Source organism: Agromyces sp. C10, from assembly GCF_023217995.1.
GTDB classification, from domain to species: Bacteria; Actinomycetota; Actinomycetes; order Actinomycetales; family Microbacteriaceae; genus Agromyces; species Agromyces indicus.
In genome coordinates this window covers 256,979-270,030 of record NZ_JALPSX010000005.1, presented here as the reverse complement: position 1 = coordinate 270,030, position 13,052 = coordinate 256,979, and the positions used below count along the sequence as shown (strand labels likewise).

Here is a 13,052-nt window from a genome sequence, read left to right as displayed (position 1 = left end):
TGGGCGACGGCCGACCGGCTCGACCTCGTCGTGATCGGCTCGCCGAGCGGCACGCACGCGACGCTCGCCGATGCGGCGCTCGACGCGGGCCTCGATGTCGTCGTCGACAAGCCGTTCGCCGTCACCGCCGACGAGGGCCGGGCGCTCATCGCGAAGGCGGCGCGGCTCGGCCGGACGCTGACGGTGTTCCAGAACCGCCGATGGGACGGCGACTTCCGCACGGTGCGTCGACTCGTGGAGTCCGACGCGCTCGGCGAGGTGCGCCGCTTCGAGTCGCGCTTCGAGTGGTGGAAGCCGCAGCCGCCCGCCTCGTGGAAGACCGAGGCGACGCCCGCGGAGGGCGGCGGCATCCTCTACGACCTCGGCACGCACCTCGTCGACCAGGCGGTGCAGCTGTTCGGTCCGGTCGCGGAGCTGACCGCCGAGATCGATCGCCGGCGCCCCGGCGCCGCGGCCGACGACGACGTGTTCGTCGCTCTCCGGCACGAGTCGGGCACGCGGTCGCACCTCTGGATGAACGCCGTCGCGCCCGTCTTCGGCCCGCGCTTCCACGTGCTGGGCTCCCGCGCGGGGTACACGAGCTGGGGCCTCGACGGCCAGGAGCCCGCGCTCATCGCGGGCGCGCTGCCGACCGACCCCGGCTTCGGCGAGACGCCCGAAGCGCGCTGGGGCGTGCTCGGCGTCGACGGCGCCGCCCGGCCCGTCCCGACCGATCGCGGGGACTACGGCGAGTTCTACCGCCTCCTCGACGCCGCGATCCGCGACGGCGCGCCCGTGCCAGTGGACCCGTCCGACGCGGTCGCCGTGCTCGAGCTCATCGAGCAGGCGCACGCCGCGGCATCCGTCACCGCCTGACCGCGCATCGCACCGATCACCCGAACCACCTGAGAAGGAACATCACCCATGTCTGCAACCGAACCGAAGCCCGTCGTCGTCATCGGCGGCGGCATCCTCGGCGCCTCGACGGCCGCGCACCTCGCGCGGGCCGGCGCGCCAGTCACCCTCGTCACGGCCGGTGCGCTGGCCGACGGCGCGTCCGGCCGTTCCATCGCCTGGCTGAACTCGTCCGGCGACCGTTCGCCGGCCTACCACTACCTGCGCCTGCTCGCGCTCGACCGCTACCGCACCTGGAGCGTCCGTCACCCGGAGAGCGGCAGCTACCTGCGGTTCGACGGCGCGATGAAGTGGGCGGGCCCGGGGGAGAGCCTGCGGCAGACCTTCGCGTTCGAGCGCGCGGGCGGCTACGACGCCGTGTGGGTCGAGCGCCACGACGTGGCCTCGGTCGCGCCCGACGTCGACCCGGCCTCGGTCGCGGAGGAGGGCGCGATCTTCAACGCCGGCGAGGGTTGGGTGAGCCTGCCCGACCTCATCGCGGCACTCGTCGAGGAGGCCGTCGCCGACGGCGCGACCGTCGTCGAGCGTGCGGGCGACGTGCGCGTCGACGTGCGGGACGGCGCGGCGGCGGGCGTGATCCTCGGCGACGGCACCCGGGTGCCCGCCGAGCGGGTCGTGCTGGCGACGGGCGGCGACGTGCCGGCGCAGCTCGCCGCCCTCGGCGTCGCCGTGCCGGATGCCACGCCGGCCGCCTTCGTGCTGTTCACCGACCCGGTCGACGTCGAGGTGCGCACCGTGCTCAACACGCCCCGCGTGGCCGTGCGCCCCACGCCCGACGGCCGGCTCGTGCTCGACGCCGACTGGGCCGAGAAGTCCGTCGCGGTCGCCGACGACGGCACCGTCACGGTGCCCGACGAGGCGGTGCAGGGCCTGCTCGACGCGGCCTCCGAGGTGCTCGCGGGCAACCCCCGCCTCACGGCGGAGCGCGTCGGCGCGGGTCTCAAGCCGATCCCGGGCGACGGCGAGCCGGTCGCCGGTGCGGTCCCCGCGATCCCGGGCCTCTACACGCTGTTCACGCACTCCGGCGCGACGCTCGGTCTCATCCTCGGCGAGCTGCTCGCCGAGGAGATCGTGACGGGAACGCCGTCGCCGGTGCTCGCGTCGTTCCGCGTCGACCGGTTCGCGGCGATCGACGCGCCCGAGGCGGTCGGCACGGGCGCGTGGGCGCCCGTCACGGCCTAGCCGCGACCCGTTCCCGGCGTGCGACGGGGGCCCGCCGCCACGGCGGGCCCCCGTCGGCGTTCACTCGTGCACGCCCGTGACGTCCGGGTCCTCCTCGGGCTCGAACGTGTTCTTCTCCTCGGTGACGCCGACGCCGACGCCGTCCGGCGCGTCGGGGATCGTGCCCTGGCTGCCGGCGCCGTCCTGGCCGTCGTCGCCCGCGGTGCCCGTGCGGTCCTCGCGGTCCTCTTCGGGTGGGATGTCGCTCATGGTCGCTCCTCTCCTCGGTGGACCCTCCACGCTCGCAGCATCCGCTCGTCGCGGCCAGCGCTTGACAATCCCAGCGCGCACCCAGCCAAGACGTAATCGACACATGTAGATTAGACGTGTACCCGGAGCCATCCGACCCCGGGCCCAGAAGGCAACGGATGCCGCGGGCCGATCGCCCGCGGCGAGACAAGGAGCGTCAACATGGCACGCGTCAGCGGCAAGGTCGCACTCATCAGCGGTGGAGCACGGGGCATGGGGGCGTCGCACGCCCGCCTGCTCGTGGCGGAGGGCGCGAAGGTGGTGATCGGCGACCTGCTCGACGACGAGGGCGCGACGCTCGCGGCCGAACTCGGCGACGAGCACGCGCGGTACGTGCACCTCGACGTGACCGACTACGCCCAGTGGGAGTCGGCCGTCGCGGCGGCGACCGAGGCGTTCGGGCGGCTCGACATCGTGGTGAACAACGCCGGCATCGCCAACTTCGGCTCGATCGAGGAGTACCCGATCGACGCCTGGCAGAAGATCATCGACATCAACCTCACCGGCGTGTTCTACGGCATCAAGGCCGCGATCCCCGCGCTGAAGGAGTCGGGCGCCGGCTCGATCATCAACATCTCCTCGACCGCCGGCCTGCAGGGCTACGAGGCGCTGCCCGGCTACAACGCCGCGAAGTTCGGCGTGCGCGGCCTCACGAAGAACGCCGCGCTCGACCTCGGGCGCTACAACATCCGCGTGAACTCGGTGCACCCGGGCGTCATCCGCACCCCCATGACCGAGGAGCTCGAAACGCCGCAGAACCACGTCGCGCTGCACCGCGTCGGCGAGCCCATCGAGCTGTCGAACCTCATCCTGTTCCTCGCGAGCGACGAGTCGAGCTTCTCGACCGGCGCCGAGTTCGTCGCCGACGGCGGCGAGACCGCGGGGCTCGCGCACTACGAGAGCTGAGCCGGCGCCCGATGCGCACCCCCGAGCGGATGCCGCGGCCTCGCGTCGCGGCATCCGCTCGCCCGTTCGACGCCGCCCCCGGCGGGCCGGGGTCAGGTCCGGACGAGCCCGAGGTCGACGAGGCTCCGCGCCGCGGCCAGCACGGCCTCCTCGCGCGAGCGCGGCGTCCAGCCGAGCAGACGCGTCGCCTTCTCGTGCGACGCGTCGACGCGCTGGCCGAGTTCGGCGGCGATCGTCCGCGCCTCCCCGACGAAGGGGGCCGCGGCGCGGACCACCCAGTCGGGCAGCACCCGCGTCGTCGCACGGCGGGCCCGGTCGCCGAGGGCGGCGCGCATGAGCAACGACAGCTCGCGGTACTCGAACGCGTCGCCCGACACGGCGAGGAACCGTTCGCCCGCGGCATCCGGATGCCGCATCGCGCGCACGTGCAGGTCGGCGACGTCGCGCACGTCGACCGCGTTCACCGTGCCGCGCGGCACCGCCGGATACTTCCCCTCGAGCAGCGCCAGCAGCAGCTCGAGCGAGGCCGAGAGGTCGGTCCCGATCGCCGGACCGAAGATGCCGACCGGGTTCACCGTCGCCAGCTCGAGGTCGCCGCCCTCCCGACCCACGAAGTCCCACGCCGCGCGCTCGGCCAGCGTCTTCGACCGCACGTACGGCGTGATCGTCGGCGACGACGGGTCGGTCCAGTCCTCCTCGGTGAACCGGCGGCCGGGATGCGTCCCGTAGCCGATCGCCGCGAACGACGACGTCAGCACCACCCGCCGCACTCCCGCATCGCGGGCCGCGCGCAGCACCCGCAGCGCCCCGTCGCGGGCGGGCACGATGAGCTCGTCCTCGTCCTTCGGCTGGCGCGCCGGGAACGGCGAGGCCACGTGCAGCACGTGCGTGGCCCCCTGCACGCCCGTCGGCCAGCCCGCGTCGTCGAGCAGGTCGGCCGTCGCGACCTCGAGCCCGGCCGGATCGGCCCCCGCCAGCCGCACGAGCGCACGCAGGTCGTCGGCCCGCTGCGGATGCCGCACGGTCGCCCGCACGCGCGTGCCCTCGGCGAGGAGTCGCACGATGCAGTGGAGGGCCACGAACCCCGTGCCGCCCGTCACCAGGACCAGTTCGTCGTCCATGCGCACCTCCGGGACGGACTCTACCGGGCGGTCCCGAGCGTGCGGCGAGCCGCGGATAGGGTGACGGCATGAGCGAGACCGGCCCCGACCCGACGCTCGACGACCCCCGGCAGCGGCGCACCCGGGCCGCGCTCACCGACGCGCTGCTGCGGCTGCTCGAGCACGACCCGCTCGACGCGATCACCGTCGCGCGCCTCTGCCGCGAGGCGGGCGTGCACCGCACGACGTTCTACGCGCACGCGCCGAGCGTGCACGCGTTCGCGCTCGCCGTCTTCACCCAGGACCTCGACCGGCTCACCGCGGTCGACGTCGAGCCGGCCGGCGAGACGGCCGAGCACGTCGCCGAACGCTACCTCGACTCGCTCACGAGGGTGCTCGACCACGTCGCGGTCGAGCGTGCGGGCTACCGGGCGTTGTTCGGCTCGGCGAGCCGCGGCGTGTTCCGCACGGCCCTCGACGAGCGGATGCGGCGGCGCGCCCGGCTCGCGCTCGAGGTGTGGCGCGCCCAGGGCGTGCCCGGCGCACCGGTCGCCGCCGCCGCGATCGACGAGGCGGCCGCGTACGTCGCCGGCGGACTCGTCGGGGCGATCGAGACGTGGGCGATGGGCGACGAGACGGATGCCGCGGCATCCGCTGCGCGCATCGCGACGCTCATGCCCGGCTGGTGGCCGCAGGCGCGCTGACTCCCGCTGCGGGATCCTTGCGGCCGGTGGCATCCTTGCCACATGACGAGGACCAACCACCGCGTCGCCGTGCTCGTGCTCGAGGGTGCGAAGCCGCTCGACGTGGGCATCCCCGCGCAGACCTTCACCACCCGGGCGAGCATGCCCTACGAGGTGCGCGTGTGCGGCGCCCGCCCGGGCCCCGTGACCGGCGGCGACGGGCTCTCGTACCACGTCGCCGACGGGCTCGAGGCGTTCGAATGGGCCGAGACGATCTTCATCCCGGGGTACCGGCACCCCGACCGCGAGGACCCGCCGGCCGACGTCGTCGACGCGCTCCTGGCCGCGCACGCCCGCGGCGCGCGGATCGCGGCGATCTCCACGGGGGCGTTCGCGCTCGCCGCGACCGGCCTGCTCGACGGGCGGCGGGCCACGACGCACTGGCACTACACGCGGGCGCTGCGGGCGCGGCATCCGCTCGTCAACGTCGACGAGAACGTGCTGTTCGTCGACGAGGGGCAGGTGCTGACGTCGGCCGGCGCGGCATCCGGCATCGACCTCTGCCTGCACCTCGTGCGACGCGACCACGGCGTCGCCGTGTCGAACCACGCGGCGCGCCGGCTCGTCGCGGCGCCCTACCGCAGCGGCGGGCAGGCGCAGTACGTGCCGCGGGCGCTGCCCGAGCCGCTCGGCGACGTGTTCGCGGCCACCCGGCAGTGGGCGCTCGAGCACCTGCACGAGCCGATCACGCTCGAGGACCTCGCGCGCAACGCGACCGTGTCGCCGCGCACGTTCTCACGGCGCTTCGTCGACGACACCGGCTACACGCCCATGCAGTGGATCCTGCGGGCGCGCATCGACCTCGCGCGCGAGCTGCTCGAGCGCACCGACCTCGGCGTCGAGCAGATCGCCGCGCAGGTCGGGCTCGGCACGGGCGCCAACCTGCGCCTGCACTTCCAGCGCATCCTCGGCACGTCGCCGTCGGAGTACCGCCACACGTTCGCCGCCTGACCCGGCCGCGCCGTCGCGGTGTCGTTGCGCGGTGCCGTTGCCCGGTGTCGTTGCGCGGTGCCGTTTTCAGGAGGTCGTCGGCGTGTCGCGGCGGTGGGCGGCGTGTCGTCCTGAGAACGGTGCCATTCGGGCGTGCGGCTCCTGAGAAAGGCATCCGACCGAGCGGATGCCGGGGATCAGCGCCCTGAGCGGCTCGCCGTGAGCTCGCCCGTGCGTCCGGCGTCGCGGAGCTCGCCCGTGCGTCCGGCGGCGCGCGCGACCGGCGCCGCCGGACGGGCGCGCGCGACCGGTGCGGCGGGTTCGACCGGCCGGGGACGCAGTACGCGAGTCGCGAGGCGCACCGCGGCGTCGATGGTGCGGGCGCCGACGACGCCGATGAGGGCGCCTACCGTGTTGGCGAGGAGGTCCCGCGGGTCGGAGATGCGGTCGGCCAAGGGGATCTGCGCGAGCTCGATGGCGAGGCTGAAGCCCGCGGCCATCACGACCGGAACCATGAACGACACGCCGCGCAGGGCGAACGCGAGCAACGCGCCGAGGGGCACGAACATGAGCACGTTGAGCATCAGCTCGGTCTCGAGGCCGGTCGTCCAAGTGGACGGCTCGAGCCAGAGACGCCAGTCGAGCACGCCGTTCGGCGATTGGTTGCCCAGGCCCGCCCGCGGCACCGAGCCGAGGGTCGCCCAGAGCACCAGCCCCGCATAGGCGAACAGCAGGACGGCGGCGGCTCGGGAGGGTCGCATCCTCCCATCGTGTCGGGCGAGTCTGTGCCTCGCCTCCGAGTCGCCTCGGTGCGGCCCATGCGCCTCCCGTGACGACCCGCCGAAGCCGGGTGATCGCGAGCTGGATCGGACCATTGGCGAGATCCTTGCGCACGCTGTCTTGCAAGCCACTTCCGAGAGCGGATGCCGCGGTCCAGAGTGGTCCCGAAAACCTCGTGGTCCTGATGCCGCGAGTCGAGAAAGGAACACCTCGCAATGACCCGCATCGCCGTCAACGGCTTCGGACGCATCGGCCGCAACACCCTGCGCGCCCTCCTCGAGCGCGACTCGACCCTCGAGGTCGTCGCCGTGAACGACCTCACCGACCCCGCCGCCCTCGCGCGGCTGCTCAAGTACGACACCGTCGGCGGCCGCTTCGGCCGTTCGGTCGAGGTCGACGGCGACGTGCTCGTCATCGACGGTCACCGCGTGAAGGTGCTCGCCGAGCGCGACCCGGCGAAGCTGCCCTGGGGGGAGCTCGACGTCGACATCGTGCTCGAGTCGACCGGCCGCTTCACCGACGCCGAGGCCGCGCGCGCCCACCTCGCCGCGGGCGCGAAGAAGGTGCTCGTGAGCGCCCCGTCGAAGGGTGCGGATGTCACGCTCGCCTACGGCGTGAACACCGACGCGTACGACGCATCCGCGCACACCGTCATCTCGAACGCGTCCTGCACCACGAACGCGCTCGCCCCGCTCGCGAAGGTCCTCGACGACCTCGCCGGCATCGAGCACGGGTTCATGACGACGATCCACGCGTACACGCAGGACCAGAACCTGCAGGACGCCCCGCACTCCGACGCGCGCCGCGCCCGTGCCGCCGCCGAGAACATCGTGCCCTCGTCGACGGGTGCCGCGAAGGCCATCGGCCTCGTGCTGCCGCAGCTCGACGGCAAGCTCAACGGCGACGCGATGCGCGTGCCCGTGCCGGTCGGCTCGATCGTCGAGCTCAACGCGACCGTGTCGAAGGACGTCACGCGCGACGAGGTGCTCGCCGCGTACCGTGCGGCCGCCGAGGGCGAACTCGCGGGCGTGCTCGAGTACTCCGAGGAGCCGCTCGTCTCGAGCGACATCGTCGGCAACCCGCACTCGTCGATCTTCGACGCCGAGCTCACCCGCGTCGACGGGAAGCACGTCAAGGTCGTCGCCTGGTACGACAACGAGTGGGGCTTCTCGAACCGCGTGATCGACACGCTGGAGCTGCTCGCGGCCTGACGTCGGGGTCGAACGCGAGAACGGATGTCGCGCCGGTGGGGGAGTGGAGCCCCCGCCGGCGCGATTCGCGTCGCGCGTGTCGATTCCCGGCGGTGCCGTTCGACGTCCAGAGTGAGGGGCGGACGGACCGCCCCGGACCGATACCGAATGGAGACCGCCATGCGCACCCTCATCGTCACCGAGTTCATGACCCTCGACGGCGTCGTCGACTCGCCCGGCGGTGGCGAGCACCCGCGGGCGGGCTGGACCTTCAACGAGGTGCCCTTCGTCGAGGAGATGTACGAGATCAAGGGCCGCGAGCAGGATGAGGCCGGCGCCATGCTGCTGGGCCGCGTCAGCTATGACGAATTCGCCCCGGTCTGGCCGGCCATGGACGAGTTCGACGTCTACAACGCCATGCCGAAGTACGTCGTCTCGTCGACCATCGCTGACCCCGAGTGGAACAACACGACCGTGCTTCGCTCGCTCGACGAGGTCGCCGCCCTCAAGCAGGGCGACGGCGAGGGCACCATCATCGTGCACGCGAGCCCGACCCTCGCGCAGGTCTCGCCGAGGCGGGTCTCGTCGACCGGTACCACCTGCTGGTGTTCCCCGTCGTGCTCGGCGAGGGCAAGCGCCTCTTCACCGGCCGCGAGCAGGGCTCGCTGAAGCTCGTCGAGCACGAGGTGTACTCGAACGGGGTCGTCAAGCAGGTCTTCGACGTGGTGCGATGAGCGAGCGGATGCCGCCGGCAGGGCCGGCATCCGTCGGCGCCCTGCTGGGCTGAGCGGCGGCTGGGGATCGGAGCGGATCGGCGCGGATCGGGAAGAGGACGGCCGCGGCATCCGTTGCCTGACACCATGACCACACTCGGAATCATCGGAGCAGGCAACATCGGCAGCCAGGTCGCGCGCGCGGCCGTGGCGAACGGGTACGACGTCGTGATCGCCAACTCGCGCGGGCCGGAGACGCTCGCCGACCTCGTCGCGGAGCTCGGCCCCCGGGCGCGGGCGGCCACCGCGGAGGAAGCGGGTGCGGCGGGCGACGTCGTCGTCGTGACCGTGCCGCTCAAGGCGTACCGCGACATCCCGGTCGAGCCGCTCGCGGGGAAGATCGTGATCGACACGAACAACTACTACTGGGAGCGCGACGGCCGCATCGCCGCCATCGACGAGGGGCGAGCGACGGTGTCCGGCCTCCTGCAGGAGCACCTGCCCACCAGCCGCGTGGTGAAGGGGTTCAACCACATCATGGCGAAGGACATCACGACGGATGGCACGCCCGCGGGCACGCCCGGACGCCGGGCGCTCGCGACCTCGAGCGACCACGACGACGCCGTCGCGTTCGTCACCGAGCTGTACGACCGGTTCGGCTTCGACACCGTGAACGTGGGCCCGCTCGCGGAGAGCTGGCGCGTCGAGCGCGACCAGCCCGCGTACGTCGTGCCGCAGACCCGCGACGAGCTCGTGGCGAACCTCGCGCGAGCCGAGCGCCTCGCCGCCTGAGCGGCGCGCCGGCCCTTGGCATCGACCGCTCCCGGGCGGTATGTTCTCGTCTCACCGGTTGACGACGGCGTCATGATCGCTCCGACGACCGAGAAGAGGAGACCATGATCTACGAAGACCGGGACCGCCTGAAGCGCGCCCTGCAGGCCACGACCGAGGGGCGCCACCGCGAGGTCGAGCTCGACGAGGCCGCGCGCGAGTGCGCCGAGGCCCTGCTGACCGGGTCGATCGACCTGGCGCAGGTGCACGCGCAGCGCTACTCCGAGTTGAAGGGCGAGCCGGCCGGCGCCTGACGCCCGCTCACGGGAGACGTGGCGAGACCGTTCGCCCGGCGGGGCGGCGCAGGCGCACCGCTCCGCCGGGCGGGTGTCAGCTGTAGTTCGGCGGACGCCGTGGCGAGAAGTCGACCCGCTCGACCTCGGTGAGCACGTGGTGCGCGCGTTCGGCGGCGCGGGCGGCCAGCTCCGCGGCATCCCTCGCCTGGGCCGAGCGGGTCGTGGCCACGCCGGCCCCGATCTCGTCGAGCAGCGAGCCGATGAGTTCGGCGAGCCCCTCGCGGAGCTCGGCGAGGTTGGTGTTCTCGATGAGCAGGCGGCGATCGGCGGCGCGGAGGGTGACCGTGCGGTACCCGGCCTCGCTGAGGCGGGCGTCGATCTCCGGTGAGGCGAGCAGGTCGAGTTCCTGCGGGAGCGGTCGGCGCGTGAAGACGGCGCTGACGGTGTACCGCTCGGGAGCCTCGATGGTGCCGAGGGTCGAGGGGAGGTCGTTGACGAGGATGTGATCCACGGCGAACGGGGCGAACGGCTCGGGGTCGGCGGGCGGGGCCGCCGCGTCGGTCATCGACGTGCCGATGCGCGGGTGCCGGCGGGCGGCAGATGGGATGTGCTCATCTCCGGAGCGTAGGCCGGGAAGATGTGGGGGCTCACAGTTTCACTTCCCGGCGACGCCGAGGCCGCCGCGGAGGCTGGCACCGACACCGACCCGGCCGCCGACGCCGACCCGCGACCTGAGAATCCCTCGTGTATCCGGTTCGGCGGGCCGCTTCCCGCGTAGCCTGAAAGCGGCGGGTCAGAGTGAACCCGAACGTCGAGGAATCCCGGGTCGCCCACGCACGAGGTCGTGCGGGGAAGCAGGTCCGGAATGACCGGAACATCACCTGCCGCGGCATCCGCGGCCACCATCGCGACGAAGGCACGTCGAGGCGATCGAGTCGCGGCGAACAGCGACTTCACCGACCTGGCGCGGCTCGTGAAGTCCGCCGGGCTCATGCGCCGACGATACGGGTACTACTGGACGAAGCTCAGCGTGATCCCGCTCGCCTACATCGCCGTGATCGCGGCGTTCATCTGGATCGGCGACACCTGGTGGCAACTGCTCACCGCCGTCGCCTTCGCGGTGCTGTTCACGCAGACCGCGTTCCTCGGGCACGACGCCGCCCACCGGCAGATCTTCCGGTCGGGGCGTTGGAACGACTGGATCAGCCTCATCCTCGGCGACTTCTTCGTCGGCATGAGCTACGGCTGGTGGCAGCACAAGCACACGCGCCACCACGCGAATCCGAACCAGGTCGGCGTCGACCCCGACATCGACCTGCCCGTGATCGCCGTCACGCCCGACCGGGCCGCGAAGGCCCGGACGCCGCTCGTGCGGTGGGTCATGTCGCACCAGGGCGCGTTCTTCTTTCCGATCCTGCTGCTCGAGGGGCTGTCGCTGCACGCGTCGAGCGTGCGCCGCGTGTTCCAGCGCGCGCCCGTCGCGCGCCGCCCCGTCGAGATCGCGTTCCTCGGCGTCCGCATCGTCGGGTATGTCGCGCTCGTCTTCCTCGTGCTCTCGCCGGGCGTCGCGGCGGCGTTCCTCGCCGTGCAGCTCGGCGTGTTCGGCGTCTACATGGGCATGTCGTTCGCCCCGAACCACAAGGGGATGCCGCTGGTGCCGAAGAGCCTGAAGCTCGACTTCCTCCGGCGACAGGTGCTCATGAGCCGCAACATCCGCGGGAACCGGGTGCTCGACTTCATGATGGGCGGCCTCAACTACCAGGTCGAGCATCACCTGTTCCCGTCGATGCCGCGTCCGCACCTGGGTCGCGCCGCGCCCCTCATCGCCGCGTACTGCCGGGAGCGCGGAGTCGCGTACACGGTCACCGGTCTCTGGCAGAGCTACGGGATCGTGCTGCGGTACATCAACCGGGTCGGCCTCGGCGAACGCGACCCGTTCACGTGCCCGCTCGTCGAGCAGCGCGCGAGCCTCACCCGGTAGCTCCCCGGTCGGCCCGGCGACCGTCCGCCCCCCACGCGGTCGTCGGTGTCGGCGGGGCACGCGAACATGGCCGCATGGATGCCGCGCCCGACCCGATCACCCCGGAGCAGTTCCACGACGCCGACGGCACCGACGACTGGCGGGTGCTGTACTGGGGCGCCCACGCGTTCTTCCGAACCGGGTCGTATGCGGTCGGTGTTCGGTTCGTCGCGGCGATCACGGCGCTCGACGAGGTCGTCCGCCACGAGCCCGACATCGACCTGCGGCACGAGGGAGTCGCCGTGAAGCTCATCAGCCGCGACATCCGGAACCTCAGCACCCGCGACCTCGACGTCGCACGGCGCATCTCGGCGGTGGCGCGCGAGCACGGGCTGGCCGCGGATGTCGAGGCCCTCCAGGTCGTGCAGACCGCGGTCGCGTCGCCCGAGTCGGCCGACGTGACGCCGTTCTGGCAGGCGGTGCTCGGGTACGTGCGTCCGAACGACACGCACCTCGTCGACCCGCTGCGCCGGAGCTCGTCGGTGTTCCTGCAGCCGACCGACGCGGTGCGCCCGAACCGCGGACGTATGCACGTCGACGTCTGCGTGCCGTACGACCTCGTGCAGGCCCGCATCGAGGCGGCGCTCGCCGCGGGCGGTCACCTGGTCGACGACTCCGAGGCACCCGACTGGTGGACGCTCGCCGACGCCGAGAACCACAAGGTCGACGTCACGGCGTGGATCGGCAGGGGCTCGGTGCGTCTCGAGGAGGAGCGTCCGGCGTAGCGTGCGGCGGCGACGCGGCAGGATCGGAGCATGACCCGCTTCTCCCGCACGATGCTGAAGTCGAAGATCCACCGCGTGACCGTGACCCACGCCGACCTGCACTACGTCGGCTCGATCACGATCGACGTCGACCTGCTCGAGGCCGCCGACCTGCTGCCCGGCGAGCTGGTCACGGTGGTGAACATCAACACCGGAGCACGCTTCGAGACGTACACGATCGCGGGCGAGCGCGGCTCGGGCGTGCTGGGCATCAACGGGGCGGCGGCGCGGCTGGCGGCGCCGGGCGATCTCGTGATCGTGATCTCGTGGGCCTCGGTCGAGTCGACGGATGCCGCGGGCTTCGCGCCGCGCATCGTGCACGTCGACGCGGCGAACCGCATCGTCGAGCTCGGCGAGGACCCGGCCGCATCCGTCGTCGAGGGGCTCGCGACGCCTCCGCACGCGCTCCTCGGGCGGTGACGGCCGCGCTTGCCGCGTCTCCCTTGGCGGGCGGTGCCCACGGCGGTGGCCGGGC

Annotated in this window: 15 protein-coding genes and 1 pseudogene; 12 read left to right on the top strand and 4 right to left on the bottom strand. The window is 72.7% G+C overall.

All coding sequences use genetic code 11. The features are described 5' to 3' along the window. The coding region (locus M1L56_RS07935; RefSeq protein WP_248598814.1) for a Gfo/Idh/MocA family oxidoreductase at window positions 1-855 on the top strand (855 nt) is incomplete at its 5' end. A 48-nt stretch (window positions 856-903) separates the two neighbouring features. Beyond that, window positions 904-2,076 carry an FAD-binding oxidoreductase gene (locus M1L56_RS07930; protein WP_248598813.1) on the top strand — a complete coding sequence of 391 codons (1,173 nt, stop codon included), beginning with the start codon at window positions 904-906 and terminating at the stop codon, window positions 2,074-2,076. A 60-nt stretch (window positions 2,077-2,136) separates the two neighbouring features. Here M1L56_RS07930 and M1L56_RS07925 read toward each other — a convergent pair whose 3' ends face one another. Further along, a complete protein-coding gene (locus M1L56_RS07925; RefSeq protein WP_067947451.1) occupies window positions 2,137-2,325 on the bottom strand; it encodes a hypothetical protein in 189 nt (62 codons plus the stop codon). Window positions 2,326-2,526: 201 nt separating this feature from the next. Here M1L56_RS07925 and M1L56_RS07920 point away from each other — a divergent pair, with 201 nt between their 5' ends. Next, on the top strand, window positions 2,527-3,270 hold the full coding sequence (locus M1L56_RS07920) for a glucose 1-dehydrogenase (protein ID WP_067947453.1): 744 nt from the start codon (window positions 2,527-2,529) through the stop codon (window positions 3,268-3,270). Between the two features lie 92 nt (window positions 3,271-3,362). Here the strand turns inward: M1L56_RS07920 and M1L56_RS07915 are convergent, their stop codons facing one another. Continuing rightward, on the bottom strand, window positions 3,363-4,391 hold the full coding sequence (locus tag M1L56_RS07915; protein WP_248598812.1) for an NAD-dependent epimerase/dehydratase family protein: 1,029 nt from the start codon (window positions 4,389-4,391) through the stop codon (window positions 3,363-3,365). Window positions 4,392-4,459: 68 nt separating this feature from the next. Here M1L56_RS07915 and M1L56_RS07910 point away from each other — a divergent pair, with 68 nt between their 5' ends. Beyond that, window positions 4,460-5,074 (top strand): TetR/AcrR family transcriptional regulator, encoded by a 615-nt coding sequence (locus M1L56_RS07910; RefSeq protein WP_248598811.1) that lies wholly within the window; start codon window positions 4,460-4,462, stop codon window positions 5,072-5,074. Window positions 5,075-5,116: 42 nt separating this feature from the next. Then, complete coding sequence (locus M1L56_RS07905) at window positions 5,117-6,064, top strand: GlxA family transcriptional regulator (protein ID WP_067947459.1); 948 nt, start codon at window positions 5,117-5,119, stop codon at window positions 6,062-6,064. A gap of 176 nt (window positions 6,065-6,240) precedes the next feature. On the opposite strand, the gene M1L56_RS07900 is transcribed toward M1L56_RS07905, so the two are convergent. Then, window positions 6,241-6,804, bottom strand: coding sequence for a VanZ family protein (locus M1L56_RS07900; RefSeq protein WP_248598810.1), 564 nt, complete (start codon window positions 6,802-6,804; stop codon window positions 6,241-6,243). A 234-nt stretch (window positions 6,805-7,038) separates the two neighbouring features. Between M1L56_RS07900 and gap the strand changes: the two genes are divergently transcribed. The 4 genes and pseudogenes from gap to M1L56_RS07880 all read left to right on the top strand — a co-directional run bounded on the left by gap (window position 7,039) and on the right by M1L56_RS07880 (window position 9,811). After that, window positions 7,039-8,034, top strand: coding sequence for a type I glyceraldehyde-3-phosphate dehydrogenase (gene gap, locus M1L56_RS07895; protein ID WP_248598809.1), 996 nt, complete (start codon window positions 7,039-7,041; stop codon window positions 8,032-8,034). Between the two features lie 24 nt (window positions 8,035-8,058). Continuing rightward, a pseudogene (locus M1L56_RS07890) lies at window positions 8,059-8,747 on the top strand (dihydrofolate reductase family protein). 126 nt (window positions 8,748-8,873) lie between these two features. Next, window positions 8,874-9,518, top strand: a complete 645-nt coding sequence (locus tag M1L56_RS07885; protein ID WP_248598808.1) for an NADPH-dependent F420 reductase — start codon at window positions 8,874-8,876, stop codon at window positions 9,516-9,518. 104 nt (window positions 9,519-9,622) lie between these two features. After that, on the top strand, window positions 9,623-9,811 hold the full coding sequence (locus M1L56_RS07880) for a hypothetical protein (RefSeq protein WP_067947467.1): 189 nt from the start codon (window positions 9,623-9,625) through the stop codon (window positions 9,809-9,811). Between the two features lie 76 nt (window positions 9,812-9,887). Here the strand turns inward: M1L56_RS07880 and M1L56_RS07875 are convergent, their stop codons facing one another. Continuing rightward, entirely contained in the window at window positions 9,888-10,358 is a 471-nt protein-coding gene (locus M1L56_RS07875; protein WP_248598807.1) for a hypothetical protein, read from the bottom strand. Window positions 10,359-10,658: 300 nt separating this feature from the next. Here M1L56_RS07875 and M1L56_RS07870 point away from each other — a divergent pair, with 300 nt between their 5' ends. The 3 genes from M1L56_RS07870 to panD all read left to right on the top strand — a co-directional run bounded on the left by M1L56_RS07870 (window position 10,659) and on the right by panD (window position 12,997). Beyond that, window positions 10,659-11,774 carry an acyl-CoA desaturase gene (locus tag M1L56_RS07870; RefSeq protein WP_248598806.1) on the top strand — a complete coding sequence of 372 codons (1,116 nt, stop codon included), beginning with the start codon at window positions 10,659-10,661 and terminating at the stop codon, window positions 11,772-11,774. A 74-nt stretch (window positions 11,775-11,848) separates the two neighbouring features. Next, on the top strand, window positions 11,849-12,538 hold the full coding sequence (locus M1L56_RS07865; protein ID WP_248598805.1) for a VOC family protein: 690 nt from the start codon (window positions 11,849-11,851) through the stop codon (window positions 12,536-12,538). A 30-nt stretch (window positions 12,539-12,568) separates the two neighbouring features. Next, window positions 12,569-12,997, top strand: coding sequence for an aspartate 1-decarboxylase (panD, locus tag M1L56_RS07860; protein WP_248598804.1), 429 nt, complete (start codon window positions 12,569-12,571; stop codon window positions 12,995-12,997). The last annotated feature ends 55 nt before the right edge of the window (window positions 12,998-13,052 follow it).